At 68.0% G+C, this 21,980-nt stretch carries 24 protein-coding genes and 2 tRNA genes; 10 read left to right on the forward strand and 16 right to left on the reverse strand.

The window, feature by feature from the left end:
• Positions 1-3: 3 nt before the first annotated feature.
• Both HHUB_RS09345 and HHUB_RS09350 read right to left on the reverse strand, forming a co-directional pair.
• Complete coding sequence (locus HHUB_RS09345) at positions 4-849, reverse strand: transporter substrate-binding domain-containing protein (RefSeq protein ID WP_059057351.1); 846 nt, start codon at positions 847-849, stop codon at positions 4-6.
• 55 nt (positions 850-904) lie between these two features.
• Positions 905-1,741, reverse strand: coding sequence for a COX15/CtaA family protein (locus HHUB_RS09350; protein ID WP_059057352.1), 837 nt, complete (start codon positions 1,739-1,741; stop codon positions 905-907).
• Positions 1,742-2,029: 288 nt separating this feature from the next.
• On the opposite strand from HHUB_RS09350, the gene HHUB_RS09355 reads away from it, so the two are divergent.
• Positions 2,030-4,282: an NADP-dependent malic enzyme gene (locus tag HHUB_RS09355; protein WP_059057353.1), complete on the forward strand. Its 2,253-nt coding sequence runs from the start codon at positions 2,030-2,032 to the stop codon at positions 4,280-4,282.
• A gap of 272 nt (positions 4,283-4,554) precedes the next feature.
• Here the strand turns inward: HHUB_RS09355 and HHUB_RS09360 are convergent, their stop codons facing one another.
• Positions 4,555-5,175, reverse strand: coding sequence for a ribonuclease H family protein (locus HHUB_RS09360; protein WP_059057354.1), 621 nt, complete (start codon positions 5,173-5,175; stop codon positions 4,555-4,557).
• A 162-nt stretch (positions 5,176-5,337) separates the two neighbouring features.
• On the opposite strand from HHUB_RS09360, the gene HHUB_RS09365 reads away from it, so the two are divergent.
• The 3 genes from HHUB_RS09365 to HHUB_RS09375 are packed head-to-tail and all read left to right on the forward strand — an operon-like array spanning position 5,338 to position 7,231.
• Positions 5,338-5,715 carry a hypothetical protein gene (locus HHUB_RS09365; RefSeq protein WP_059057355.1) on the forward strand — a complete coding sequence of 126 codons (378 nt, stop codon included), beginning with the start codon at positions 5,338-5,340 and terminating at the stop codon, positions 5,713-5,715.
• 49 nt (positions 5,716-5,764) lie between these two features.
• The gene (locus HHUB_RS09370) at positions 5,765-6,256 is read left to right on the forward strand and encodes a CBS domain-containing protein (protein WP_059057356.1); all 492 of its coding nucleotides are present in this window, start codon (positions 5,765-5,767) and stop codon (positions 6,254-6,256) included.
• A 57-nt stretch (positions 6,257-6,313) separates the two neighbouring features.
• Positions 6,314-7,231, forward strand: coding sequence for a DMT family transporter (locus tag HHUB_RS09375; RefSeq protein WP_059057357.1), 918 nt, complete (start codon positions 6,314-6,316; stop codon positions 7,229-7,231).
• Here HHUB_RS09375 and HHUB_RS09380 read toward each other — a convergent pair whose 3' ends face one another.
• The 3 genes from HHUB_RS09380 to HHUB_RS16630 form a co-directional block, all read right to left on the reverse strand.
• Complete coding sequence (locus HHUB_RS09380; protein WP_059057358.1) at positions 7,232-8,200, reverse strand: aldo/keto reductase; 969 nt, start codon at positions 8,198-8,200, stop codon at positions 7,232-7,234.
• A 48-nt stretch (positions 8,201-8,248) separates the two neighbouring features.
• Positions 8,249-8,494: a hypothetical protein gene (locus tag HHUB_RS09385; RefSeq protein WP_059057359.1), complete on the reverse strand. Its 246-nt coding sequence runs from the start codon at positions 8,492-8,494 to the stop codon at positions 8,249-8,251.
• Between the two features lie 461 nt (positions 8,495-8,955).
• Positions 8,956-9,114, reverse strand: a tRNA-Met gene (locus tag HHUB_RS16630).
• 93 nt (positions 9,115-9,207) lie between these two features.
• Between HHUB_RS16630 and HHUB_RS09390 the strand changes: the two genes are divergently transcribed.
• Positions 9,208-10,266, forward strand: coding sequence for a DUF7115 domain-containing protein (locus tag HHUB_RS09390; RefSeq protein WP_059057360.1), 1,059 nt, complete (start codon positions 9,208-9,210; stop codon positions 10,264-10,266).
• Here the strand turns inward: HHUB_RS09390 and HHUB_RS09395 are convergent, their stop codons facing one another.
• Positions 10,267-10,644: a DUF5830 family protein gene (locus HHUB_RS09395; protein WP_059057361.1), complete on the reverse strand. Its 378-nt coding sequence runs from the start codon at positions 10,642-10,644 to the stop codon at positions 10,267-10,269.
• An 87-nt stretch (positions 10,645-10,731) separates the two neighbouring features.
• Here HHUB_RS09395 and HHUB_RS09400 point away from each other — a divergent pair, with 87 nt between their 5' ends.
• Positions 10,732-11,358, forward strand: coding sequence for a TVP38/TMEM64 family protein (locus tag HHUB_RS09400; RefSeq protein WP_059057362.1), 627 nt, complete (start codon positions 10,732-10,734; stop codon positions 11,356-11,358).
• On the opposite strand, the gene HHUB_RS17085 is transcribed toward HHUB_RS09400, so the two are convergent.
• Positions 11,359-11,499 (reverse strand): HVO_2523 family zinc finger protein, encoded by a 141-nt coding sequence (locus HHUB_RS17085; RefSeq protein ID WP_169793406.1) that lies wholly within the window; start codon positions 11,497-11,499, stop codon positions 11,359-11,361.
• Positions 11,500-11,585: 86 nt separating this feature from the next.
• A complete protein-coding gene (locus HHUB_RS09405) occupies positions 11,586-14,729 on the reverse strand; it encodes an adenosylcobalamin-dependent ribonucleoside-diphosphate reductase (protein WP_059057363.1) in 3,144 nt (1,047 codons plus the stop codon).
• A 350-nt stretch (positions 14,730-15,079) separates the two neighbouring features.
• Here HHUB_RS09405 and HHUB_RS09410 point away from each other — a divergent pair, with 350 nt between their 5' ends.
• Positions 15,080-15,265 carry a hypothetical protein gene (locus HHUB_RS09410; protein ID WP_059057364.1) on the forward strand — a complete coding sequence of 62 codons (186 nt, stop codon included), beginning with the start codon at positions 15,080-15,082 and terminating at the stop codon, positions 15,263-15,265.
• Positions 15,266-15,325: 60 nt separating this feature from the next.
• A complete protein-coding gene (locus HHUB_RS09415) occupies positions 15,326-15,508 on the forward strand; it encodes a hypothetical protein (RefSeq protein WP_059057365.1) in 183 nt (60 codons plus the stop codon).
• A 10-nt stretch (positions 15,509-15,518) separates the two neighbouring features.
• Here the strand turns inward: HHUB_RS09415 and trpG are convergent, their stop codons facing one another.
• The 4 genes from trpG to trpD are packed head-to-tail and all read right to left on the reverse strand — an operon-like array spanning position 15,519 to position 19,358.
• A complete protein-coding gene (gene trpG / locus HHUB_RS09420) occupies positions 15,519-16,118 on the reverse strand; it encodes an anthranilate synthase component II (RefSeq protein ID WP_059057366.1) in 600 nt (199 codons plus the stop codon).
• Entirely contained in the window at positions 16,115-17,680 is a 1,566-nt protein-coding gene (gene trpE / locus HHUB_RS09425) for an anthranilate synthase component I (protein WP_059058260.1), read from the reverse strand. Before trpE ends, trpG begins: the two co-directional genes overlap by 4 nt.
• Before the next feature lie 26 nt (positions 17,681-17,706).
• Positions 17,707-18,351 carry a phosphoribosylanthranilate isomerase gene (locus HHUB_RS09430; protein ID WP_059057367.1) on the reverse strand — a complete coding sequence of 215 codons (645 nt, stop codon included), beginning with the start codon at positions 18,349-18,351 and terminating at the stop codon, positions 17,707-17,709.
• Complete coding sequence (gene trpD, locus HHUB_RS09435) at positions 18,348-19,358, reverse strand: anthranilate phosphoribosyltransferase (RefSeq protein WP_059057368.1); 1,011 nt, start codon at positions 19,356-19,358, stop codon at positions 18,348-18,350. The genes HHUB_RS09430 and trpD overlap by 4 nt, the downstream gene beginning before the upstream one ends.
• A gap of 149 nt (positions 19,359-19,507) precedes the next feature.
• On the opposite strand from trpD, the gene HHUB_RS09440 reads away from it, so the two are divergent.
• A tRNA-Val gene (locus HHUB_RS09440) sits at positions 19,508-19,582 on the forward strand.
• A 250-nt stretch (positions 19,583-19,832) separates the two neighbouring features.
• Here HHUB_RS09440 and HHUB_RS16070 read toward each other — a convergent pair.
• Both HHUB_RS16070 and HHUB_RS17360 read right to left on the reverse strand, forming a co-directional pair.
• Positions 19,833-20,273, reverse strand: coding sequence for a VRR-NUC domain-containing protein (locus HHUB_RS16070; protein WP_169793407.1), 441 nt, complete (start codon positions 20,271-20,273; stop codon positions 19,833-19,835).
• 69 nt (positions 20,274-20,342) lie between these two features.
• A complete protein-coding gene (locus HHUB_RS17360; protein ID WP_082687223.1) occupies positions 20,343-20,564 on the reverse strand; it encodes a hypothetical protein in 222 nt (73 codons plus the stop codon).
• Between the two features lie 152 nt (positions 20,565-20,716).
• Here HHUB_RS17360 and HHUB_RS09445 point away from each other — a divergent pair, with 152 nt between their 5' ends.
• Entirely contained in the window at positions 20,717-21,328 is a 612-nt protein-coding gene (locus HHUB_RS09445) for a TetR/AcrR family transcriptional regulator (RefSeq protein ID WP_059057369.1), read from the forward strand.
• A gap of 80 nt (positions 21,329-21,408) precedes the next feature.
• Here HHUB_RS09445 and HHUB_RS09450 read toward each other — a convergent pair whose 3' ends face one another.
• Positions 21,409-21,972, reverse strand: coding sequence for an NAD(P)/FAD-dependent oxidoreductase (locus HHUB_RS09450; protein ID WP_059057370.1), 564 nt, complete (start codon positions 21,970-21,972; stop codon positions 21,409-21,411).
• Positions 21,973-21,980: the final 8 nt, after the last annotated feature.

The raw sequence follows: 21,980 nt of genomic DNA on the forward strand, positions 1-21,980 counted from the left end.
ACGTTATTCGCTGGCGAAGTACTGTTCGGTGAGGTCGGCGTACGTGCCGTCGTCGCGGACGGCCTGCAGGCCCTCGTTGAGCGCGCTCTGGAGGTCGCTGGCGTTCTCGCGGACGCCGAAGCCGTACTGTTCGCCGGTCTCGATGGTGAAGGAGACGACGACGTTGCGGTTCGCGACGAACGTCTCCGCGACCGGCGTGTCGACGATGACCGCGTCGATGTTACCGTTCGCGAGGTCCTGAACGGCGAGCACGTAGTTCTCGTAGGTGTTGGTCTGCGAGCTGCTGATGGTGCCGTCCTCGACGAGGGAGTCCATCTGGTCCTTGCCGGTGGTGCCGGCCTGCGCGCCGATGGGGCGGTCGGCGAGGTCCTCCTTGTTCTCGGGGCGGAAGCTCCCGCCCTCGCGGACGAGCACCGCCTGGTTGGCGTCGTAGTAGGGGTCGGTGAAGTCGATGGTTTCGTCGCGGTCGGGGTTGATGGTCATCGCGGCTGCGGCGACGTCGATGTTGCCGTTGTCGAGCGCGACGATGAGCTGGTCAAACGCGAGGTCCTCCCAGCTACCGAGCTCGTAGCCGTCGGTCTGCTCGACGACCGCCGACAGCAGGTCGACGTCGAAGCCGACGAGGTCGCCGGACTCGTTGACGTACTCGAACGGCGGGAACCCGGAGGCCGTGCCGGGCGTGAGGGTCGTGACGTCCGCGGTGGTCGTCGTGTCGCCGCTGGCCGTCGTGCCGGTGGTGGTCGAGCCGTCGCCGTCACCGTCGCCGCCGCCCATGCAGCCGGCGACAGTCAGTGCGACGCCGGTACCGCCGACGCTCTTCAGGAACGTCCGCCGATTGAACTCAGACATACCCAACCGATTCGGCGGGAGTAACTTAAATACAACCGTCCGGGGCGGCGCCCCGTTACGGCGCGCCAGCGGCGTCCGCGCCGGGCGAACGTGCCGAACGGGCCGCGAGGACGAACAGCGCGGCGACGACGGCGGTCAGCGCGTAGTAGGTGAGCTGGACAGTCGCGGAGAACTGGACGACGCCGGTGCCGATGAGAATCTGGGCGGTGACGGCGGCGAGCGTGGCGACCATCGCCTGCGCGGCGCGGCGGTCGCCGTGGCGGCGCGCCCACACGAACGCGGCGAGCGCGGCGGTGAACACGACCAGTTCGAGCGCGTGGTGAATCAGCTGGACGCGCGTCCCGTACACCGCGAAGACGGTGTTCCGGGAGAACACCAGCGCGAGCGGGAGCACCGCGAGCCCGGAGATGGCGGCGGTGCGGACGCGCCCGAGGCCGACGCCGACGAGTTCGCGCATCCGGAGCGTCGTGTAGACGAGCGTCCCGAAGATGGCGAGCGCGGCGAGGTGGTGGACGGCCTGCGTGATGGGCATGTACCCCCACGGGACGAGGCCGCTGAACGTGACGGTGGTGCCGCCGAGAATCACCTGAATCGGCAACAGGACCACAGCGAGCACGCCGCCGACTTTGACGTCGCGCTGGTCGAAGTTGCGCCACGAGACGGCGCCGGTGCCGAGGATGAAGAAGCCGACGACCATCGCGAACCCGCGGTGGAACTGCTCGACGAAGTCGTGAATCTGGAGCCCCAGCGGGAGCAGTTGGCCGTTGCAGTCCGGCCACTGCAGCCCGCAGGTCGCGCCCGACCCGGAGACGGCGGTGTACTCGCCGACGAGGATGAGCGCGAACGTCAGGGCGGTCGTCACGGCCGCGAGTTGGTAGGAGCGGCGGTCCATGACTCGAATTTTTGGGTCGGTGTACGTAGGCGTGTCGTATTGAGCGTGCCCGAGCGTAGCGAGGGCACGTTAACGCGAACGCGGAGCGAAGCGATGCGTGAGCGTGGCCGACCAATAGGCGGGCACGTTAACGCGAGCAAGGAGCGCGGAATGTCGAGCGGCGACCGTCGTGAGCTGGGAACACCGCTCGAATCCCGTCCCCGCACAGCCGACGGAGTTCGTCGATTGACGTAACAACATTCGACGCGTTGGGGTAGGTTTTTGGCCGTCGCCGGAGCAGGGGACGACATGGGACTAGACGAGGACTCACTGGACTACCACGCCAGCGACCCGCCCGGGAAGATAGAGATTTCGACGACGAAGCCGACGAACACCCAGCGGGACCTCTCACTGGCGTACTCGCCGGGCGTCGCGGCGCCGTGCCGGCACATCGACGCCGACCCCGAAGACGCGTTCAAGTACACCGCGAAAGGGAACATGGTCGGCGTCGTCTCCAACGGCTCTGCGGTGCTCGGGCTCGGCGACATCGGCGCGCAGGCCTCCAAGCCCGTCATGGAGGGGAAGGGCGTGCTGTTCAAGCGGTTCGCGGACATCGACGTCTTCGACGTGGAACTCGACCGGGAGAGCGCCGACGACATCATCGAGTCCGTCGCGGCGATGGAGCCGACGTTCGGCGGCATCAACCTCGAAGACATCAAAGCGCCGGAGTGCTTCGAAATCGAGACGCGGCTCCGCGAGGAGATGGACATCCCCGTGTTCCACGACGACCAGCACGGCACCGCCATCATCTCCGGCGCGGCGCTGCTGAACGCCGCCGAAATCGCGGGCAAGGACCTCGAAGACCTCGAAGTCGTCTTCTCCGGCGCGGGCGCGTCCGCCATCGCCTCCGCGAAGTTCTACGTCTCGCTGGGCGTCCAGCGCGAGAACATCACGATGTGTGACTCCTCGGGCATCATCACCGAGGACCGCGACGTCAACGAGTTCAAGGCGGAGTTCGCCAGCCCCGAGGGCGAGGGCGGCGACCTCGCGGACGCCATGGAGGGAGCGGACGTCTTCGTCGGCCTCTCCGTCGGCGGCATCGTCAGCCAGGAGATGGTGCAGTCGATGGCCGACAACCCCATCGTGTTCGCGATGGCGAACCCGGACCCCGAAATCGGCTACGAGGAGGCGAAGGCCGCCCGCGACGACACCGTCATCATGGCGACCGGGCGCTCGGACTACCCGAACCAGGTGAACAACGTCCTCGGGTTCCCGTTCATCTTCCGGGGCGCGCTCGACGTGCGCGCGACCGACATCAACGAGGAGATGAAGGTCGCGTGCGCGGAGGCGCTCGCGGACCTCGCGAAACAGGACGTGCCGGACGCCGTCGTGAAGGCGTACGGCGACCAGCCGCTCCAGTTCGGCCCCGAGTACATCATCCCGAAGCCGCTGGACCCGCGCGTGCTGTTCGAGGTCGCGCCCACCATCGCGGAGGCCGCCATCGACTCCGGGGTCGCGCGCCGCGACCTCGACTTGGAGGAGTACCGCGAGGAGCTTGAGGCACGCCTCGGCAAGAGCCGGGAGATGATGCGCATCGTCCTCAACAAGGCCAAGAGCGACCCCAAGCGCGTCGCGCTCGGCGAGGGCGACGACGAGAAGATGATTCGCGCGGCCTACCAGATGGCCGAGGAGGGGATTGCCGAACCCGTGCTCATCGGCGACCGCGACACCATCGACGGCGTGGTCTCCGGGCTCGGACTGGACTTCGACCCCGAGATCGTCGACCCCGACGAGGGCGACCACGAGGAGTACGCCGAGCGCCTCTACGAGCTCCGCCAGCGCAAGGGCATCACGCGCAGCGAGGCCGAGTCGCTGGTGAAGCGCGACCCGAACTACCTCGGGTCGACGATGGTCGAAGCCGGCGACGCCGACGCGCTGCTCACCGGGCTCACGCACCACTACCCGTCCGCGCTGAAGCCGCCGCTGCAGGTCGTCGGTACCGCGCCGGACGCCGACTACGTGGCCGGCGTCTACATGCTGACGTTCAAGAACCGCGTCATCTTCTGCGCGGACACCACGGTCAACCAGGACCCCGACGCGGACGTGCTCGCGGAAGTTGCGGAACACACCGCGGACCTCGCGCGCCGGTTCAACGTCGACCCGCGCGTCGCGATGCTGTCGTACTCGAACTTCGGGAGCGTGGACAACGAGGGCACGCGCAAGCCCCGCGACGCCGCGCGCATGCTCCGCGACGACGACGACGTCGCGTTCCCCGTGGACGGCGAGATGCAGGCCGACAGCGCGGTCGTCGAGGACATCCTCGAAGGCACCTACGAGTTCAGCGACCTCGACGCCCCCGCGAACGTGCTCATCTTCCCGAACCTCGAAGCCGGGAACATCGGCTACAAGCTCCTCCAGCGCCTCGGCGGCGCCGACGCCATCGGCCCGATGCTGGTCGGCATGGGCGAGCCCGTCCACGTCCTCCAGCGCGGCGACGAGGTCAAGGACATCGTGAACCTCGCGGCCGTCGCGGTCGTGGACGCCCAGCAGAACGGCGACTGAGCGAACGCTAACTACTCTCCTTCGGGCCCTCTTCGATAGGCGACGACGGTACCGTACTCGGCGGAGCGGAGCGACGCCGAGTTTCACCGAGCGCGAACAGCGAGGCGCTACGCGCCTCGAAGGCGAACGGCGAGTGAAACGAGCCGTGAGCGGCGTGAGCGCTCGGGCCGACGACTGAGGGACGGGACGGACCGAAGGAGGAGTGCTTTTTCACTAAGTTTTTGCCGAGTGGGGCGTGCTTTGCGCGCCCCACGTAGCGCAAAAAGTGGATCTCAGTCGCTAGCGCGGCGGTCACTACGGGAGGGCGGCGGCACCTGCGAGTCGCCGGTTTCGCGCTCGGGGAGCAGGCAGCGCGCGGGTTCGTCGTTGACGTGGCCGTACTGCTCGGGCTCGTTCGCGAGCACGTGCGCGGGGTTGGTGTTGCTGTCCAGCTGGGCGGCGCGCACTTCCTCGAAGCCGACGACGCGCGCGCGGATGCCGCGCCAGTGGTGGTCGGCGGTCGCGGGCGGCGAGAACTCCTTGATGGGGCGGTAGTCGTGGGCGCGGGCGGCGAGCGCGGCGGTGTTGACGTCGCCCGCGAGGTCGTTGTGGTCGACGAGCACGCCGATGCGCGCGTCCCGCGGCGTGCGCGCCGCGAGCACGTCCAGTCCGAGGTGGAGCGCGCGGTACTCGGCGACGTTGTTGTTCGGGGCTTCGTCGGGCACGGCGAAGCGGGCGACCCGCTCGCCGTCCCGGGTTTCGACGATGACACCGAGCCCGCTGCCGTCCCGGGAGTAGGAGCCGTCGGTCGCGACGTAGAAATCGCGGCGGTGGGACTGCGGGGGGTGGGCGATGTGCGGCGTCGGCGACTCGTCGAACAGGTCTCGGAGTTTCGACCGGCCCACGATGGCCATACGCACCGTAACGAGCGCCGGAACTTAAGCGGTCCGCCGGTCAGCGCGCGCGTTCGGCGCGGCCTCGCCGCGGGCACGTTCGCCGACGCACGGATTTCGTTCGCCCCAGATAGTTAGCGCGCTAACCAAACACTCATTGATGTATACTAACTAACAACAAATATGGCAAAGGCTAACACGTCGTACGACGGGGGTGGGCCGGACGACACGTTCCGCCGGGCGACGGAGGCGGTGAAGCGACGCGGCGGGGACGCCCTCCGCGTCGTCTTCCGGTACGACCCGAACGGCGTCGACGTCCGATACGTCGACGAGCGGCGCCTCGAAGAGGACCTGCTCCCGCGCATCCACCAGCTCCGCGAGCGCGCGCTCGAACTCGGGGACGCCACCGAAGACACCGAAGTCGACGCCCACGGCGACGTCGAAACCCTGCTCGCCGTCCACGAGGACGCCGCCGTCCTCTTCCTGTTGGTCACGCCCGACGAGGGGCTGGTCGCCGTCCACGACCGCACCGACGAGCCTTTCGACGGCGACCTGCTCTGAGCCGCCCCGCATCCAAAGCGATAGGTGGCGTGGCTGCGAGGACTCCCGTATGCAGGCACGCGACCTGATGACCGAAGCCGTCGAGACCGTCCACGAGGACGACGACGTCAGCGACGTCCTCCAGCAGCTCGCTCGACGCGACTTCACGGGGTTCCCCGTCGTGGACGACGACAACCGCCTCGTCGGCGTCGTCACCCAGCGCGACTTCGTGGAGCTGTTCCAGCCCAAAGACCACACCGTCTGGATTCCCATCGGCCTCCCGCCGTTCCTCGAGACGCTGGACTACGGCATCGACCTCTCGTGGAACGAACTGGAGACCGAACTCGACCTCGCGAAGAACGCCGGCAAGCCCGTCAAGAAAATCATGACGCGGGACGTCCTGACGGTCGGCCCCGACGCCAGCGTCGACGACGTGCTCGCCATCCTCGCGGCCGACGAGTGCGACGTCAACCGCGTCCCGGTCGTCGAGGACGACGTCGTCGTCGGCATCGTCACCAGGCAGGACGTGCTGCGCGCGCTCCGCGACGAGCGCAACGCCTAAGCGGCAAAACGGGGACGGCTCCGAAAGCGTAAACGTACCCCCGGACGGAGGTTCAACGTGACCAACTACCGGAACGCCGGACTGTTTCTCGCGCTCGCAGCGGCCTGGGGATCGGCGTTCGTCGCCATCAAGGCCGGCCTCGACGCCGGCTTCGAGCCCGTGCTGTTCGCGGCGGTCCGCTACGATGTCGCGGGCGTGCTGATGCTCGCGTACGCGGCGTACGCCGCCGACAACTGGCTCCCGCAGTCGCGCGCCGACTGGACGGTCGTCGGCATCGCCGCGGTCTTCATCATCGCCGCCTACCACGCCTTCCTCTTCGTCGGCGAACAACAGACCACGAGCGCCGTCGCCGCCGTCGTCGTCAGCCTCAGTCCCGTGCTCACGACGGGGTTCGCTCGCGCGTTCCTCCCCTCCGAGCGCCTCTCGCTGGGCGGCATCGCGGGCCTGCTGCTCGGGCTCGTCGGCGTCGCCGTGCTCTCGAACCCCGACACCTCGAACCTCCTCGGCGGGAACACGGTCGGCGTCCTCCTCGTGTTCGCGGCGTCGACGTGTTTCGCGCTCGGGAGCGTGCTCACTCAGCGCGTCGACGACGACCTCGACATCGAAACGATGGAAGCGTGGGCGATGATTCTCGGCGCGCTCCTCATGCACGCCGCCAGCCTCGCGCGCGGCGAGACGCAGGCGATTCCACAGAATACGGACGCGCTGTTCGCCATCGCGTACCTCTCGCTGGTCGCCAGCGCCGCCGGCTTCCTCGTCTACTTCGAACTGCTGGAGCGGCTCGGCCCCATCGAAATCAACCTCGTGAGCTACGTCGCGCCCGTCTTCGCAGCGGTCGTCGGCCTGCTCGTGCTCGCGGAGCCGATTACCCCGCACACGGTCGCCGGCTTCGCCGTCATCTTCGCGGGCTTCTGCCTGCTGAAGCGGCGCGCGCTCGCGGCCGAACTGCGGAACGTCCGCGCCGCGTGGAGGTAGCTACTTCGCGTCGGCGATGCGCTCGAACTGGTCGGCGCTCAGCGTGAGGTCCGCGGCCGCGAGGTTCTCGCGGAGCTGGTCGGGCGTGCGGGCGCCCGTGATGGGCGCGACGACCTGCTCGTGGTGGAGCAGCCACGAAAGCGAGACCTGCGCGGGCGTCGCGCCGACTTCCTCGGCGACCGCCTCGACTTCTTCGAGCGCGTCGAAGTTCTCCGGCGTGAGATACGAGTCTACGAACTGCTGGTCGGTCGCGCCCCGCGTCCCCTCGGGCGGCACCTCGCCACGCGCGTACTTCCCGGTGAGGAACCCACCGGCCAGCGGCGACCACGGCACGACGCCGAGGTCGTAGTCCCGGCACATGTCGAGGTACGTCGCCTCGATTTCGCGGTTGACGGCGTTGTACCGCGGCTGGACGACCGTGAACGGCTCGTACCCCTCGCGGCGCGCAATCTCGTTGGCTTTCGCGACCTTCCACGCGTTCGGCTCGAACGTCGAGGCGCCGAGGTAGTGGACCTTCCCGTCGCGCACGAACTCGTCGAGCGTGCGCATGAACTCGCGGGCGGGCGTCCGGTCGTCCCAGCGGTGGATGTAGAGGACGTCCAGATAGTCGGTGTCGAGGCGGTCGAGAATCGCGTCCACGTTGTTCCGGAGGTGCTTGCGGTTCAGCCCGCGGCCGTTCGGCCCCTCGCGGGTGGGCCAGTAAATCTTGGACGCGACGACGTACTCGTCGCGGTCGCGGCCGGCGAGCCACTCGCCGATGTACTGCTCGGCGCGGCCGCTGCCGTACATGTCTGCCGTATCGATGAAGCGGCCGCCGGCGTCGGCGTACGCGTCCAGAAGTTCGTGTGCGCGCTCGCGGCCGACTTCGACCTCGCCGGCGTCGTTCTCGCGGCCGAACCGCCACGTCCCGAACGCGACCTCGGAGACGCGGAGGCCGGTGCGGCCGAGCGAAACAGCGTCGAGACCCATACGGGGACCGAGATGGGCGGCTGTGTTAAGCGACGCGTCTTCGGCGCGTTAGCTCGTGTTGTGGCGGTGACCGAGCACGAGCGCGACGACGTGGAGGGCGACCATCGCGGCGAGCGCGGTCTGCTGGGCCGTCGTGTCGGGACCAGCGAGCACGAGCGGCGTGTACAGGAACGGGAGGGCGACCGCCGCCCAGAAGCCGGCGACCTCGAAGGGCTTCAGGAGGGTGGCGGACGCGGGCGTGTTCACGGCGTCCGATGCGACCTCGGCCAGTGCGGAGCGGGAGGGGGCAGACATTGGGTCTCACCTCGTCTACTCCATCCTACTGGCGCCGACCCCATATAGGGGGTCGACCGTTGCCCGGATTTCAGTACGTTTCACCGAGACTACCCCGAGTTTGGGGACGTTTTACGAGTTCCTGAGAATCGCCGAGACGTTTTACAAGTCGTTCTGAGGGCGTTTCTCAGTTTCCCGGAGGAACCGGCCACAATCGTTATTTGTGCCGCCGCGCCCGCCTCGTGAGCGCTCCCGAGACGTCGGGAGCGCTCGCTGGCCGCTCGGAGGCGTGCAGACGCATAGACCGCGGGCTGTCGGAGTCGTCGAAGTCAGAGAAGTGCCCGGGGAGGGTTTTGAACCACGGAAGCGCGTCGCGCTTCCTGCGCTTCGCTCACTGCGTTCGCGCAGAGCCTACGGGTTCGCCACCCTCCGGACGTTCACACGACGGACTCCTCACTACGTTCGTCGTTGCGTCGGAGAAGTGCCCGGGGAGGGTTTTGAACCCTCGATCTCCGCATGTCCCAGGTTCGAGGCTCGGCGGGCCTCGCGGACATGCTGAGCATCCACGTGGCGAGTGGGATGCCGCACCGAAGCTCGGAACCCTATGAGTGCGGCGCTATGACCAGCTAAGCCACCCGGGCTCGACTCCGGCTAGGGGGAGGTCGCTCTTGAAGGTTCTCATCTCGACCGACGCACCCGCCGGGTTTAAGCCGAGGCGGTTGCTTCGGGCGTACATGAACGTACCTGCGCTCGTCCAGTCCTCGCTCGGGGACGAGGACGTCGCCGCGCACGTGCCGCTGAAGGGGGAGGACGCGGTGTTCGTCACGCCGACGCGGACGCTCGTCTACACGGCCGACGGCCTGCTGAGCGACGAGAGCGTCGACGAGTTCCCCCACGACGCCGAGGGAATCGGCGTCAGCGAGGGGCGACGGAAGGCGACGGTCACGCTCGACTACGGGCTCGACGGCGAGGAGTCGTTCTCCGTGCCGTCGGGGAAGCTCGACGACGTGCTGCACCCGATTCTCGCGGGCGTGCTGAACGCCGCCGACGTCACCCAGCCCGGGGAGACGGTCAAGCGCACGTACCGGTTCAGCGAGCTCACGCTCGTCGTGACCAGCGACCGCGTCGTGAAACACGTCGGCGCGGCCGTCTGGGGGACCGACTACGAGGAAATCGACTACGAGACGGTGACCGGCATCGACGTCGAGGAGGGCAACGTCTCCAGCCAGCTCGTCCTGGAGACGACCGCGCGCACCCAGCGCATCAAGGCGCCCAACGAGCAGTTCCGGGACGTCCGCGAGACCGTCGAGGACGCCGTCTACGCGTACCACGACGCCGCCAGCGCCGCGGAGTTCGAGCGGATGAACGTCGACGAGGACGCGGGCGCGGCCACGGAGGAAGTCTCCTTCGACAGCGGCGTCGAGCCAATCGACACCAGCGGCGTCGGCGAGGACGACGAGGCGGCCGAACCCGAGCCGCGGGCGGAGGCGAGCGCCGGCACGGGTGGCGCGGCGGGCGCGACCGGCGAGCCCGCAGACGGCGCGGACGGCGACGAGTTCGCGTCCAGCGGCTTCCAGACCGCGGCGGCGAAAGTCGAGCCGCCCGTCGACCCAGAGGAGCTGGACGCCGAACTGGACGACCTCGAAGACACCATCGAGGAGCTGGCGGAGGCGCTGGCCGAGCAGCGCGAGCTCGCCGAGCGGCAGGCCGAAGCCCTCGACGCCCAGCAGGCGGTCATCGAAGCCCAGCAGGACCGGCTCGCGGCGCTGCGCGACCTCGTCGACGAGGAGTAGTTACTCGCGGCCGATGACCTTGCGGATGCACGACGAGCCGAACGCGCCCAGTTCCCCGTGCTCGAAGTTGATGAAGTAGCCCGTCTGGATGGACGCGCCGCAGCGCCGACACGAGAACTCCCCCTCTTTCGTAATCACGTCCGCCTGGAAGGAGACGTAGCTGCCGCCCTGCGGCTGGACTTCGCCGGCGTCGCGTTCGACGACGCCGCGGCGCTCGGCGGCTTCCAGAATCTCCCGCGTGGTCCGCGGGTGCGTCGTCACGGTCTCCAGCCTGTCGACGGCGTCGGCGACGGGCAGCGACTCGAATTCGAGGTTCGCGAGCAGCTCCACCCCGAGTTCGACCGGGTCCTCGACGTCCCCGGCGTCGCCGTCGGTCATACCTCGTGGTGGGGCGAGCGCGCGCTTAACGCTTGCGCGACGCCCGAAGGGACAACGCTAAACCCCGCGCTCGGGTAGCAGGCGGCGATGAAACGGTACGCGGCCGGCGTCGCGCTCACGGCGGTGCTGGTGCTCGCGGTCGTGGCGCGCCCGGCCGACGCGCTCGGCGCGCTCCGCACCGCGCTCGCGAGCCCGTGGTTCCCCGTCCTGCTGGTCGGCCTCTACGCAGTCCGCCCGCTGCTCGGCTGGCCCATCAGCGTGCTCTCGGCGCTCGTGGGCTTCCAGTACGGGCTCGTCGCGGGCGTCCCGGTCGCGCTCGCGGGCGCGGTCGTCACGAGCCTCCCGGCGTACGCCGCGGGCCGCTACGCGCCCGCCGACGGCCGGCTGTTCGGCCGGTTCTCGGACGGCAGCCAGCGCTTCTTCGCCGCGACCGGGGACGTCCGCGGTCTCGTCGCCGCGCGGTTCGCCCCGACGCCGGCAGAACCAGTTTCGGCCGCAGCGGGCGCCGGCGACGTGAGCCTCCGGTCGTTCGTCGCGGGGACGCTCGTCGGCGAACTACCGTGGGTCGTCGCGACGGTCGCGCTCGGCAGCGGCCTCGACGCGTTCACGATGGCCGCGACGGACGTGAACCCGGTCGTCGTCGCGGGCGGCGTGCTCGCGGCCGCCGTGCTGTTGAGTCCGGTCGCGTACCGCGCGTGGCGGCGGCGCGCGTAGTCAGAATTTGAACGGGTCGGCGCAGTCCGCAATCACGCCGTGCTGCGGGCAGACGTACTTGCAGTGGCGCTTGAACATCGCCGCGTCGCACATCGGACAGCGGCTGCCACCGCGTTCCGCGTCCGTCGATTCCTCGCTCATACTCACGGCTGCGTGCGCGACGAGCATAGGCGTGTCCCTCGCGCGTCCAGAGAGAAGAACCGCAGAAGTTCCGTTAGTCGCTCAGTTCAGCACTCGCTCCAGCCGCAGGACTCGCAGGTCTTGCAGCCTTCGCTGTAGTACAGCGTCATCGACCCGCAGTCCGGGCACTCGGGGCTCTCGCCCGCGTCGATGAGCGACTGCGTGGCGTCGTCTTGCTGCTGGCCGTCGCCGCCAGCGCCGGACGGACCCTGCGGGCCGCCGACGGTGGACTCGGAGGCAGCGCCGCCGTCAGTCTCGGGCGTGGACGCGCCCTCCGCGACCTCGCCGAGGCGCTGCTGCTGGGGGTAGGCGGCGCGGTCGACGTCGCCGTCGAGGTAGCGCCGCAGCGCGGTGCCGAACGCGTCCGGGATGGAGTTGACCTGTTCGCCCTTGTCCCAGGCGACCTTCGGCGAGCGGATGCCCTGCAGCTTGTCCGCGATTTCCTCGGGGTCCACGCCGGAGCGCAGCGCCACCGAGATGGTCTTCGCGAGCGCTTCGGTGAACGAGCCCGTGAAGCCGCCGGAGTTGCCCGTGTTCGCGAACAGCTCGAACGGCCGCTCGCGTTCGGGGTCCTCGTTGATGGTGACGTAGAGCTTCCCGTAGCCCGTGTCGATGCGCTGGGTGACGCCGTGGAGGAGGTCGGGGCGAGCCTGCTTCTCGGCGAACTCGCCGTCGAAGGCGTCCTCGTTGCCCGCGAATATCTCGCGGAGGTCCTCGCCGAACGCGGCCTGGACGTCCTCGTTGTCGAGGAAGCCCTCGATGCCGCCGAACGTCTCCTGGATGGTCTCGACGATGGCCTCGGCGGCCTCGTCCTCGTCCATCTCGGAGAACTCGGTGTTGTCCGCGCGCGTCGTCAGCACCTGCTTGCTGCGGGTGCCGTCGCGGTAGACGGTGACGCCCTTCCCGCCGTTCTCGTAGATGTAGCGGTACACCTCGTCCATGTCCTCGACGGTGGCGTCGTTCGGGAAGTTACACGTCTTCGAGATGGCGGAGTCGACGCCCTGCTGGCAGGCCGTCTGGACCGCCGCGTGGTCCTTCCCGGAGAGGTCCGAGGTGACGACGAACAGCTCGCCGATGGAGTCCGGGACGGTCGTCAGCCCGTCGACGCCGTCGAACTCGTTGTTCGACATCTGCTCTTGGGCCTCCTCCTTGACCGCGTCGACGTCGATGTCGTTGGCCTCCAGCGTGCGGAGGAAGTAGTCGTCGAACTCCACGAGCATCTCGTCGCCCTGCACGTCGTCGCTGACGTTCTTGTAGTAGGCGACGTTGTAGATGGGCTCGCAGCCGCCCGTGGTGTTCCCGACCATCGACGTAGTGCCGGTCGGCGCGATGGTCGTCGTGTTGTGGTTCCGGATCGGGAAGCCGTCCTCCCAGTCGGCGGGGTCTTCGCCGGTGTGGTGCTCGAACCACTCGGGGTAGTCGGTGGGGTTCGCGTACTTGGACTTGTCCCACTCGTCGAAGCTCCCGCGCTCGGTGGCGAGTTCGTGGCTGGCTTCCTTCGACCCGTGGTCGATGTGGCGCATGACCTGCCGGGCGATCTCGTTGCCCTCCTCGCTGCCGTACTTCACGCCGAGCTGGATGTACAGCTGCGCGAGGCCCATGACGCCGAGGCCGACCTTCCGCATCTCGGCGACCTTCTGTTCGATCTCCTCGACCGGGAAGTCCGACATCGTGACGACGTTCTCGAGGAAGCGCGTGCCCTGCTCGATGCGGTGGTCGAACTCCTCGTTGTCGAGCGCGTCGTCGAGGAAGCGGCTGACGCCCTCTTCGAGGCTGTCGAACTCGTGCTCCTCGCTCCAGACGCGCCAGTCGGGGGCGTCCTTCGCGGCGAGCGTCGAGAGGTTGATGTGGCCGAGGTTACACGCCTCGTACTCTTCGAGGGGCTGTTCGCCGCAGGGGTTCGTCGCGAGGATGCGGTGGTCGGGGTGTTCCTCGACGTCGAAGGAGTGCTGCTTGTTGACGCGTTCGAGGTAGATGACGCCGGGTTCGCCGTTCTCGTGGGCGCCCTCGACGATGCGCTCCCAGACCAGTTCCGCGGGCAGCGAGAGCTCCTCGCCGGGCGTGACGTACTCGCCGAGCCCGTACCGGGAGTACATCTCCTCGGTCTCCTCGGTGGCGATGTGGGGCTCCTCGGTGCGCGGGTTCGTGAACGTGTACTCCTCGCCGTTCTCCAGCGCCTCCATGAAGCCGTCCGTGACGCCCACGGAGATGTTGAAGTTCGAGAGGTGGCCCTCGACGGCGTTCCGGAGGTGCTCGGGGACGCGGCCGTCCTCGTCGATGAGTTCGCGGGCCTCTTCGAGGGCTTCCGAGAACTCGGTGTACGTGTAGTCGTCGGGGTCGTTGAGCTTCAGCGTGTGCGCCAGCGAGACGTCCTTGTTCTTCGCGTGGATGAACTCGATGACGTCCGGGTGGCTGACCCGCATCACGGCCATCTGCGCGCCGCGGCGCGCGCCGCCCTGAGCGATGGTCTCGCACATCTGGTCGAACGTCTCCATGAACGTCAGCGGGCCCGAGGCGATGCCGCCGGTAGAGCCGACGGTGTCGCCGTACGGCCGGAGCTTCCAGAACGCGTACCCCATGCCGCCGCCGGACTGGAAGACCTCCGCGGCCTCCTTGGCGGTCTGGTGGATGTCCGTGATGTCGTCGTCCGGGGAGTCGACGAAGCAGGCGGAGAGCTGCTGGAGCTCGTCGCCGGCGTTCATCAGCGTCGGGGAGTTCGGCATGAACGAGAGGTCCGCCATCAGCTGCTGGAACTCCTCGCGCTGGGCTTCGACGTGCTCGCGGACCTCGTCGTCGTCGAGCTCGGGGACGACGGTGTCGTAGGCGAACTTGTTGACGTTGCTCTCCGTGAGCTCGACGGTGACGTCCGAATCGTCGGGGTCAACGTCCTCGCCGAAGACCTCCGCGGCGAGCTCGTCGCGGCGCGGGTGGTCGGGCTTGAGCTGGTCGGGCGAGACCTCGACCGGGTCGTCGCTCTCGTAGACGACCTCCGCGAGCGCGATGTTCTTCGCGACGCGCGGGAACAGGTCCTCCTGCTCCTCGATGTGCTCGCCGTCCGTGTTCTTGCGGAGGTACCGCGCCGGCAGGATGTTGTGGTAGGCGTTCGCGGTGAGCCGTTCTTCGAGCGTGTCGCCGGTCGTCCGCTTGATGGGCAGGTCGACCTCGTCCGCGGAGACGTTCGGCGTGCTCATTGACACTCACTCCGCTGTACAGTCCGTGTGGTGGGTTGTTGGTGTATCATGGATGGTCGAAGTTCGGGCGTCGATAGGGACGACAAGGTACCGGGCACGGGTGGTTAGTAGTTCCGCTTCCGGCCCCCCGTGCTGGCGGTCCCCAGAGCGGCCCGATTCGCGGTGGTTGAACCGTAGGACTGGCACCGATATAATGATGTTCAAAGCGAAGTGAAAGTGGTCGGTCGTGGCGGCGCGAAACCGCCGACGGAGCCCGGGTTTCAGTTTCGGGGGTCCAGTGGAACCGAAGGGGGCACGCGACGCCGGCGACTGCCCCCTCGCTTAAGTCGGTGGTCTGCGTGGGGGCGAGTATGCTCGCTGTACTCGCGCTCGGCGGCCTGACCTCCTCGCCGCTGGGCACGCTCCTGCTCGCGCTCGTCGCGGTCACAGTCATCGTTCTCGTGGGTCGGTTCGTGCTCAGCGTCGCGTGGAAACTGCTCGTCGTCGCGACGATTCTCGTCGGCGCGGCGTGGGTCGTGACGACGGTGCTGGGCTGAGCGCGTACACGCGCTGCGACTGCCCGAAACGAATTTGCCGCGCCGCGACGCGGCTGGCGTATGAGCGACCGACTGTCGGCGGTACAGACGCTGTTCGTCGGGACACAGGTGACGCTGTTGGCGATTGTCGTCCTTGCGCTCGCCGTCGCGCTGCCCGAGATGGACACGGAAGCACTCGCCGGCGCGGGGATTCTGGCCGCGATAGCCGGCACCGGAATCGTCGGCTACGGCGTCACGAAGTGAGCACGGCGCGCTACTGGGGGACGCCCGCCAGGAAGTTCTCCACGAGGTCGTGGCCCGCGGCGGTGAGCACGCTCTCGGGGTGGAACTGCACGCACGTAATCGGGTGTTGTTCGTGGCGCACGGCCATCGCGAGCTCGGTGCCGTCGTGGTCGGTGCGCGCCGAGACCTCGAAGCAGTCCGGAATTGCGCCGCAGGCCAGCGAGTGGTAGCGGGCCGCCGGGAACCCCTGCTCGATGCCGTCGAAGACGCCGCGGCCGTCGTGCTCGACGGGGCTGGTCTTGCCGTGCATCGGCTCGGGCGCGCGGTCCACCGTTCCGCCGTACTCGTAGACCGCGGCCTCCATCCCGAGACAGACGCCGAGCGTCGGCACGTCCGGACTCACGTCGCGGAGCACGGCCGCGGTGACGCCGACGTCGCGCTCGTTCTTCGGGTGGCCGGGGCCGGGACTGATGACGATGGCGTCCGGGTCCGCGTCGCGTACGTCCTCGATACTCGCGGTGTTCTTCAAGACGGTCGTCTCCGGGCGCTCGCCGTCGATTGTCTGCTCGGAGACGTACTCCACGAGGTTGTACGTGAACGAGTCGAAGTTATCGACGAAGAGGACGTTCATCCCTCCACCTCCGGCGTCTCGACGTCCTCGCGGATGCGCTCGACGGCCGCGAGCACGCCGTCCATCTTCGCCTCCGTCTCGTCGAACTCCGCCGAGGGGCCGCTGTCCGCGACGATGCCCGCGCCGGCGCGCACGCGGAGGGTATCCTGTTCGTTCCCGTGACTGATTGTCGCGGACCGAATCGTGATGGCGAACTCGGCGTCGCCGTTCCACGAGAAGTAGCCGACGCCGCCGCCGTAGATGCCACGGGGCGACGCCTCCAGCGCGTGGATGTGCTCCATCGCGCGGACCTTCGGCGCGCCCGAGAGCGTGCCCGCGGGGAAGGACGCGCGGGTGGCGTCGAAGGCGTCGTGGTCATCGCGCAGCGTTCCCGTCACCGTGGACTCGATGTGCTGGACGTGGCTGTACTTGAGCACGCGCATGAACTCGGGGACGCGCACGCTCCCGGGTTCGCTGACGCGGCGCACGTCGTTCCGCGAGAGGTCCACGAGCATCGTGTGCTCGGCGCGCTCCTTCTCGTCGGCGAGCATCTCGCCGGCGAGCCGCCGGTCCTCGACGGGGCTGGACCCCCGCGGGCAGGTGCCCGCGATGGGGTTGTTGAGCACGGTGTCGTCGTGAACGGCGACCAGCGTCTCGGGGCTCGCGCCGACGACAGTGCGGTCGTCGTGCGAGAGCAGGAACATGTACGGCGAGGGGTTGACGTCGCGCAGGGCGGCGTAGAGGCCGCGCGGGTCGACGTCGCCGTCGAGTTCGCGCGTGCGCGAGACGACCGCCTGATACACTTCCCCGTCGAGGACGGCTTCTTTCGCTTTCTCGACGCTGTCCTCGTACTCGTCGCGGGCGCCCGCCCGCTCGTCGGTGACGCGGAAGCCGCCGAACTCCGGCTCTTCCGCGTCAGCGAGTTCGCGCTGCACGCGCTCGGCTTCCGCGACGAGTGCGTCGTAGACCGCGTCGGGGTCGTCGCCCTCACCGACGAGCGGCGTGAACACCAGCGAGACGGTGTCGGTCGCGCGGTCGAAGACGAGCGTGCGCGTCGTCAGCACGAACTCGGCGTCCGGCAGCGGAGTCTCCGGGCGCTCGACGCTCACCTCTTCGAGCCAGAGGTCGTAGACGGCGTCGTACGCGAGGAAGCCGACGAGCCCGCCGTCGAGCAGCTGACGGTCCTCGTCGGGGAACCCGCGGCGCTCGACGTCGGGGAGCGCGCCGCGGAGCTGGTCGAGCACGTCGCCGTCGCCGGCGTCCAAGAACTCCGTGACGCGGTCGTCGCGAAGCGCCTGCACCTCCGTTCCGTCGGGGTGGGCGGTGACGACGGCCGCGGGGTCGTAGCCGACGAACGAGTAGCGCGCGTGGCGGTCCTCGGTCGCGTCCGACGGCCGGAACGCGCCGTCGGGGTCGCTCGCGGACGTCTTCTCCGCGCTCTCCAGCAGGAAGCCGTACTCGCCCTCGGTGAGCGTGGCGTACGCCGACAGCGGCGAGACGCCGACGTCGAGGTCGGCGGCGACGCGGACGACCGCGGGACCGTCGGCCGCGAGGTCGGCGAACTCGCCGCGGGTGGTGTCCAGTCCCGCGGCGCGCTCGTCGGCGTCGGTCACGCCTCCACCTCCCGGCGCTCCGTCGCGCTCGCGACGAACCGCCGGACTGCGTCGTGGTCCTTCTCGCCGCCCGTCTTCTCGACGCCGGACGCGACGTCCACCGCGAACGGCTCGACGGTCGCGACGGCCTCGGCGACGTTCTCGGGCGTCAGCCCGCCCGCGAGCACGACCGGCGAGTCAACGCTGTCGGCGAACTCTCGGGTCGCGTCCCAGTCGTGCGTACGCCCGGTGCCGCCCGCGCCCTCCGCGTCCACGGAGTCCACGAGCAGCGCGTCGGCGGCGTCGTCGTAGCGCGCGCCCTCGGAGTCCTCCGCGTCGACGGTCTTCAGGACCGCCGCGCGAGTGTTTTCTGCGACGCGCTCCACATCGCCCACGGAGAGGTCGCCGTGCAGTTGGACGGCGTCCGGGTTCACGCGCTCGGCGAGTTCGAGTGCGCGCTCGGGCGCCTCGGGCATCGTCACGAGCACCGTCGTCACGAACGGCGGCGCGGCGGCCGCGAGGTCCGCCGCCTGCTCGATGCTCACCTCGCGGGGCGTGTCCACGGGCACGTCCGCGATGAATCCGACGGCGTCCGCGCCCGCATCGACGGCCGCGCGGAGGTCGGGCTCGTTCGTGAGACCACAGACTTTCGCGCGCGTCATCGCGTCGCCGTCGCGGGGTCCCGGAGCGTCTCCAGCGTCTCCTCGGCGGCGCCGGAGTCGATGGCCTCGGCGGCGCGCTCGGCGCCTGCTTCGAGCGAGTGGGCCTCGCCGGCGACGTAGATGGCCGCGCCCGCGTTCGCGAGGATGATGTCGCGCTTCGGGCCGGTGACGTCGCCGGTGACGATGCCGCGGAGGTCGCGGGCGTTCTCCTCGGGCGTGCCGCCGGAGACGTCCTCGATGGGCGCCTCCTCCAGCCCGAAGTCCGCGGGCGTGACGGTGTACTCCTCGATGTCGCCGTCGTCGAGTTCGGCGACGACGGACTCGCCGTGGAGCGCGAACTCGTCGAGGCCGTCGCCGTGGACGACGAGCGCGCGGTCGACGCCCATGTGCGAGAGCGCGCGAGCGAGCACAGGCACGAGGTCGGGGTCGTAGACGCCCACGACCTGCGCGTCCGCGCCCGCGGGGTTCGTCAGCGGCCCGAGCACGTTGAAGATGGTGCGGATGCCGAGTTCGCGGCGCGGGCCGATGACCGCCTTCATCGCGGGGTGGAACGCGGGCGCGTGCATGTAGCCGATGCCGTCGTCCTCGATGCGCTCCTCGACCGCTTCGGGGCTGGCGTCGAGGTCGACCCCGACTTCTTCGAGGACGTCAGAACTCCCAGACGACGAGGAGACGGAGTAGTTGCCGTGCTTCGCGACCGGGACACCGGCGCCCGCGGCGACCATCGTGGACGTCGTGGAGACGTTGATGGTGTCGTAGTCGTCGCCGCCGGTGCCGCACGTGTCGACCAGCGGCTCGCGGTCCGGGTCGATGGTGTTGGCGGCGTCGCGCATCCCCTGCGCGAACCCCGCGATTTCGGTCTCGGTCTCGCCTTTCGCGCGGAGCGCGGCGAGCAGCGCGCCGATTTCCGCGTCTGTCGCGTCCTCGAACAGCCGGGTGACGGCGTCACGCGCTTCGTCGAGGGTGAGGTCCTCGCCGGCGGTGACGCGCTCGATGTATTCCTCCATTGTGGACACCAATGTACGGTTCCGCGTTGTAATGTATAACTCTGTACGTTCACTTAACTCTGCCGGGGTACGAACCCCCACGCGGGTACCGATTCGAAACCTTCAACTATACCCCCGGACTACGCTGGAATGCGTTCGAAGACCGCCGCGGGTTGGTGGTCTAGTCAGGCTATGACACCTCCTTGACATGGAGGAGGTCGGCGGTTCAAATCCGCCCCAACCCACTTCTACTGACGTAACGACCGCGAGAGACCTCCGTGTATCTCGCGTCGTCTCAGTTGTGTGGCGTTGGCGGATTTGAACCAGACGAGTCGCAGCGTCCGAGCGGAGCGAGGACGAACGTCTCGGCGAGGTTCACAATCCGCCCCAACTCATCCGCACATTCTCAGGCGCTCAGATCTCTAATTCGTCACAGAGGCAAAATTCCGTCCTAACGAGTGACCGCTTCACTATTCATCAAAACGAGACAAGACCCTACGTTAGCCTGTTTCTCTCCATTATTTCTTCGTCCGATAGACTCTCATCTGCATGTGCTAATTGAGCAATATCGAGCTCCCAGTCATAGGTTTCGGCCCATTCTCTCTGATTCTCGTTCAGCGAGTCTTCACTCGCTTTCACCTCCACAAACCGATGTCTTCCATCAGTGTCCCAAAGGAAAAGATCCGGCACACCAGAACCAAACAACGCATCTTCTACTCCGGTAGCTCGCTCAATAGCCACCGTATTACTCTCTGCTATCGGATGATTCCGATTCATCGGAGTCCGAACTACTCGCCAGCCGTTGTGTAAGAACGTACAAGCAAACAGGAGTTCAACGGGGTTCAGGTCTACACTTCTGAACCTACCAAAGGATATCTCCAGAACTTCCTCAAAAGAGAGCGACAGCACCTCGTCAGGAATGGAACGGATCGCCATCTCCCCTGTTCGCCAGTTTTCTACCGTATATCTAGTTGTTATCGGCATTTGTCGACGGGCTCCCCTCGACTAACAACGACTGTCGCCGTCGGGACGCCACGAGCACGCGTCGCCGGTCGTAAGATCGTTCTCGTCGATGTACGACGACAGACACGCGAAGTTACAGAAGTATGTCGGCGAACTACAGTCGTCGTCACAGTCACGAACACAAATGGGGTCATGGTCGAAGATGCGCGACTCACAGTACGCACACGTCTCGTCTGAGTCGGGCGTCGTGACAGTCGTGGACACGACCGAAAGGAGCGTCCGAACCCCAGAAAGCGTTTCGCAGAACAGCGCGTCGGAATCGGGCGGACACGTGGCAGTAGCGCGAGCGGCCGACCGTGGTTGGCGGCGTCCCGACGAAGAAACCGATATGAGTCTACCCGCCCTAACGGGGCGTAATGAGCGAGGCAGACGGGATAGTCGGCGCAAACGACACCCGCGAGGAGATCATGGAGGCGACGTTCCGGGCGCTCAGCGAGCACGGGTACAAGGACCTGCGGGTGCGGGACATCGGCGAGGAGATGGAGCTGTCGCGGCAGGTCATCCACTACCACTTCGACGGGAAGTACGACCTGCTGTCGTCGTTCCTGAAGTACGTCATCGACCAGTACGAGGGCAGCGTCGAGGTCGCCGAGGACATGGACCCGCGGTCGGAGCTGGACGCGCGCATCGACCAGTGCCTGTTCGGGCCGGAGTTCGAGGAGTTCACGCACTGGGACCGGATGAAAGTCTACCACGAGCTGTACGCGCACGCGCAGAACGACGCCGAGCACCGCGAGCTGTTCGAGGAGCACTACGGCCGGCTCCGCGGCAGCATCGTCGCCGTCATCGAGGACGGCATCGAGCAGGGGGTCTTCCGCGAGGTGGACGCCGAGCGGATGGGCCAGCTCATCACGGACGTGATTCACGCGGCCCGCGAGCGCCGCATCTCGCTGGGGCACGACGACGCGCCCGCGGAGGCCCGCGCGGCCATCGACGAGTTCGTGCTGGACTCGCTGGAACAGGACTGATTTTCGCGCGAGCGTCGCGTCCGCGAACGGGAGCGCTGTCGCTGGGCGCTCGCGAAAATAACGGGTGAGAAGCGGCCGCGTTACAGCTCGGGGACGTCCGACGGCATGTCGAAGTCGTGGTAGTACTCGCCCTTCTCCTTCGAGAGGATGTCGAGGACGGCGGCCGCGCCGTCGCCGACGGCGATGGCAGCCTGCCACTTCTCGGGGCGGCCCATCGCGCCGGTCGCGTAGACGCCGTCCACGGACGTCTCCATGTCGAGGTTCACGTCGACGACGTCCTCGTCGGTGAACTCGCAGCCGAGGTCCTCGGCGAGGTCGCGGTTGCCACCGGTCGCGAGGACGACGTAGTCGGCCTCGTACTCGCCGTCCGCGGTCGTGACAGCGAAGCCGTCACCGTCCTGCTCAACGGCGGTGACTTCCTCGCCCTCGTGGAGGTCGGCACCGCGGGCCTTCGCCTGCTTCTGGGCGATGTCGACGAACGTCATCCCGTCCATCGAGCGCACGCCCGGGTAGTTGAACAGGTGGGCCTTGTGCATCCACGTCTCGTCGGTGTCGAAGACGACGGTGTCGAGGTCGTTCTTCGCGGCGAACTGTGCTGCGGACAGGCCGGCGGGACCGCCGCCGACGACTGCTACGTCTGCCATGGGCGTGT

Source organism: Halobacterium hubeiense (assembly GCF_001488575.1).
Taxonomy (GTDB): Archaea; Halobacteriota; Halobacteria; order Halobacteriales; family Halobacteriaceae; genus Halobacterium; species Halobacterium hubeiense.

What these genes read in the sequence shown, in the direction of transcription:
- HHUB_RS09345 (WP_059057351.1), bottom strand. Translation starts at nt 849, where the DNA reads ATGTCTGAGTTCAATCGGCGGACGTTCCTGAAGAGCGTCGGCGGTACC.
- HHUB_RS09350 (WP_059057352.1), bottom strand. Translation starts at nt 1,741, where the DNA reads ATGGACCGCCGCTCCTACCAACTCGCGGCCGTGACGACCGCCCTGACG.
- HHUB_RS09355 (WP_059057353.1), top strand. Translation starts at nt 2,030, where the DNA reads ATGGGACTAGACGAGGACTCACTGGACTACCACGCCAGCGACCCGCCC.
- HHUB_RS09360 (WP_059057354.1), bottom strand. Translation starts at nt 5,175, where the DNA reads ATGGCCATCGTGGGCCGGTCGAAACTCCGAGACCTGTTCGACGAGTCG.
- HHUB_RS09365 (WP_059057355.1), top strand. Translation starts at nt 5,338, where the DNA reads ATGGCAAAGGCTAACACGTCGTACGACGGGGGTGGGCCGGACGACACG.
- HHUB_RS09370 (WP_059057356.1), top strand. Translation starts at nt 5,765, where the DNA reads ATGCAGGCACGCGACCTGATGACCGAAGCCGTCGAGACCGTCCACGAG.
- HHUB_RS09380 (WP_059057358.1), bottom strand. Translation starts at nt 8,200, where the DNA reads ATGGGTCTCGACGCTGTTTCGCTCGGCCGCACCGGCCTCCGCGTCTCC.
- HHUB_RS09385 (WP_059057359.1), bottom strand. Translation starts at nt 8,494, where the DNA reads ATGTCTGCCCCCTCCCGCTCCGCACTGGCCGAGGTCGCATCGGACGCC.
- HHUB_RS09390 (WP_059057360.1), top strand. Translation starts at nt 9,208, where the DNA reads ATGAACGTACCTGCGCTCGTCCAGTCCTCGCTCGGGGACGAGGACGTC.
- HHUB_RS09395 (WP_059057361.1), bottom strand. Translation starts at nt 10,644, where the DNA reads ATGACCGACGGCGACGCCGGGGACGTCGAGGACCCGGTCGAACTCGGG.
- HHUB_RS09400 (WP_059057362.1), top strand. Translation starts at nt 10,732, where the DNA reads ATGAAACGGTACGCGGCCGGCGTCGCGCTCACGGCGGTGCTGGTGCTC.
- HHUB_RS17085 (WP_169793406.1), bottom strand. Translation starts at nt 11,499, where the DNA reads ATGAGCGAGGAATCGACGGACGCGGAACGCGGTGGCAGCCGCTGTCCG.
- HHUB_RS09405 (WP_059057363.1), bottom strand. Translation starts at nt 14,729, where the DNA reads ATGAGCACGCCGAACGTCTCCGCGGACGAGGTCGACCTGCCCATCAAG.
- HHUB_RS09410 (WP_059057364.1), top strand. Translation starts at nt 15,080, where the DNA reads ATGCTCGCTGTACTCGCGCTCGGCGGCCTGACCTCCTCGCCGCTGGGC.
- HHUB_RS09415 (WP_059057365.1), top strand. Translation starts at nt 15,326, where the DNA reads ATGAGCGACCGACTGTCGGCGGTACAGACGCTGTTCGTCGGGACACAG.
- trpG (WP_059057366.1), bottom strand. Translation starts at nt 16,118, where the DNA reads ATGAACGTCCTCTTCGTCGATAACTTCGACTCGTTCACGTACAACCTC.
- HHUB_RS09430 (WP_059057367.1), bottom strand. Translation starts at nt 18,351, where the DNA reads ATGACGCGCGCGAAAGTCTGTGGTCTCACGAACGAGCCCGACCTCCGC.
- trpD (WP_059057368.1), bottom strand. Translation starts at nt 19,358, where the DNA reads ATGGAGGAATACATCGAGCGCGTCACCGCCGGCGAGGACCTCACCCTC.
- HHUB_RS16070 (WP_169793407.1), bottom strand. Translation starts at nt 20,273, where the DNA reads ATGGCGATCCGTTCCATTCCTGACGAGGTGCTGTCGCTCTCTTTTGAG.
- HHUB_RS09445 (WP_059057369.1), top strand. Translation starts at nt 20,717, where the DNA reads ATGAGCGAGGCAGACGGGATAGTCGGCGCAAACGACACCCGCGAGGAG.
- HHUB_RS09450 (WP_059057370.1), bottom strand. Translation starts at nt 21,972, where the DNA reads ATGGCAGACGTAGCAGTCGTCGGCGGCGGTCCCGCCGGCCTGTCCGCA.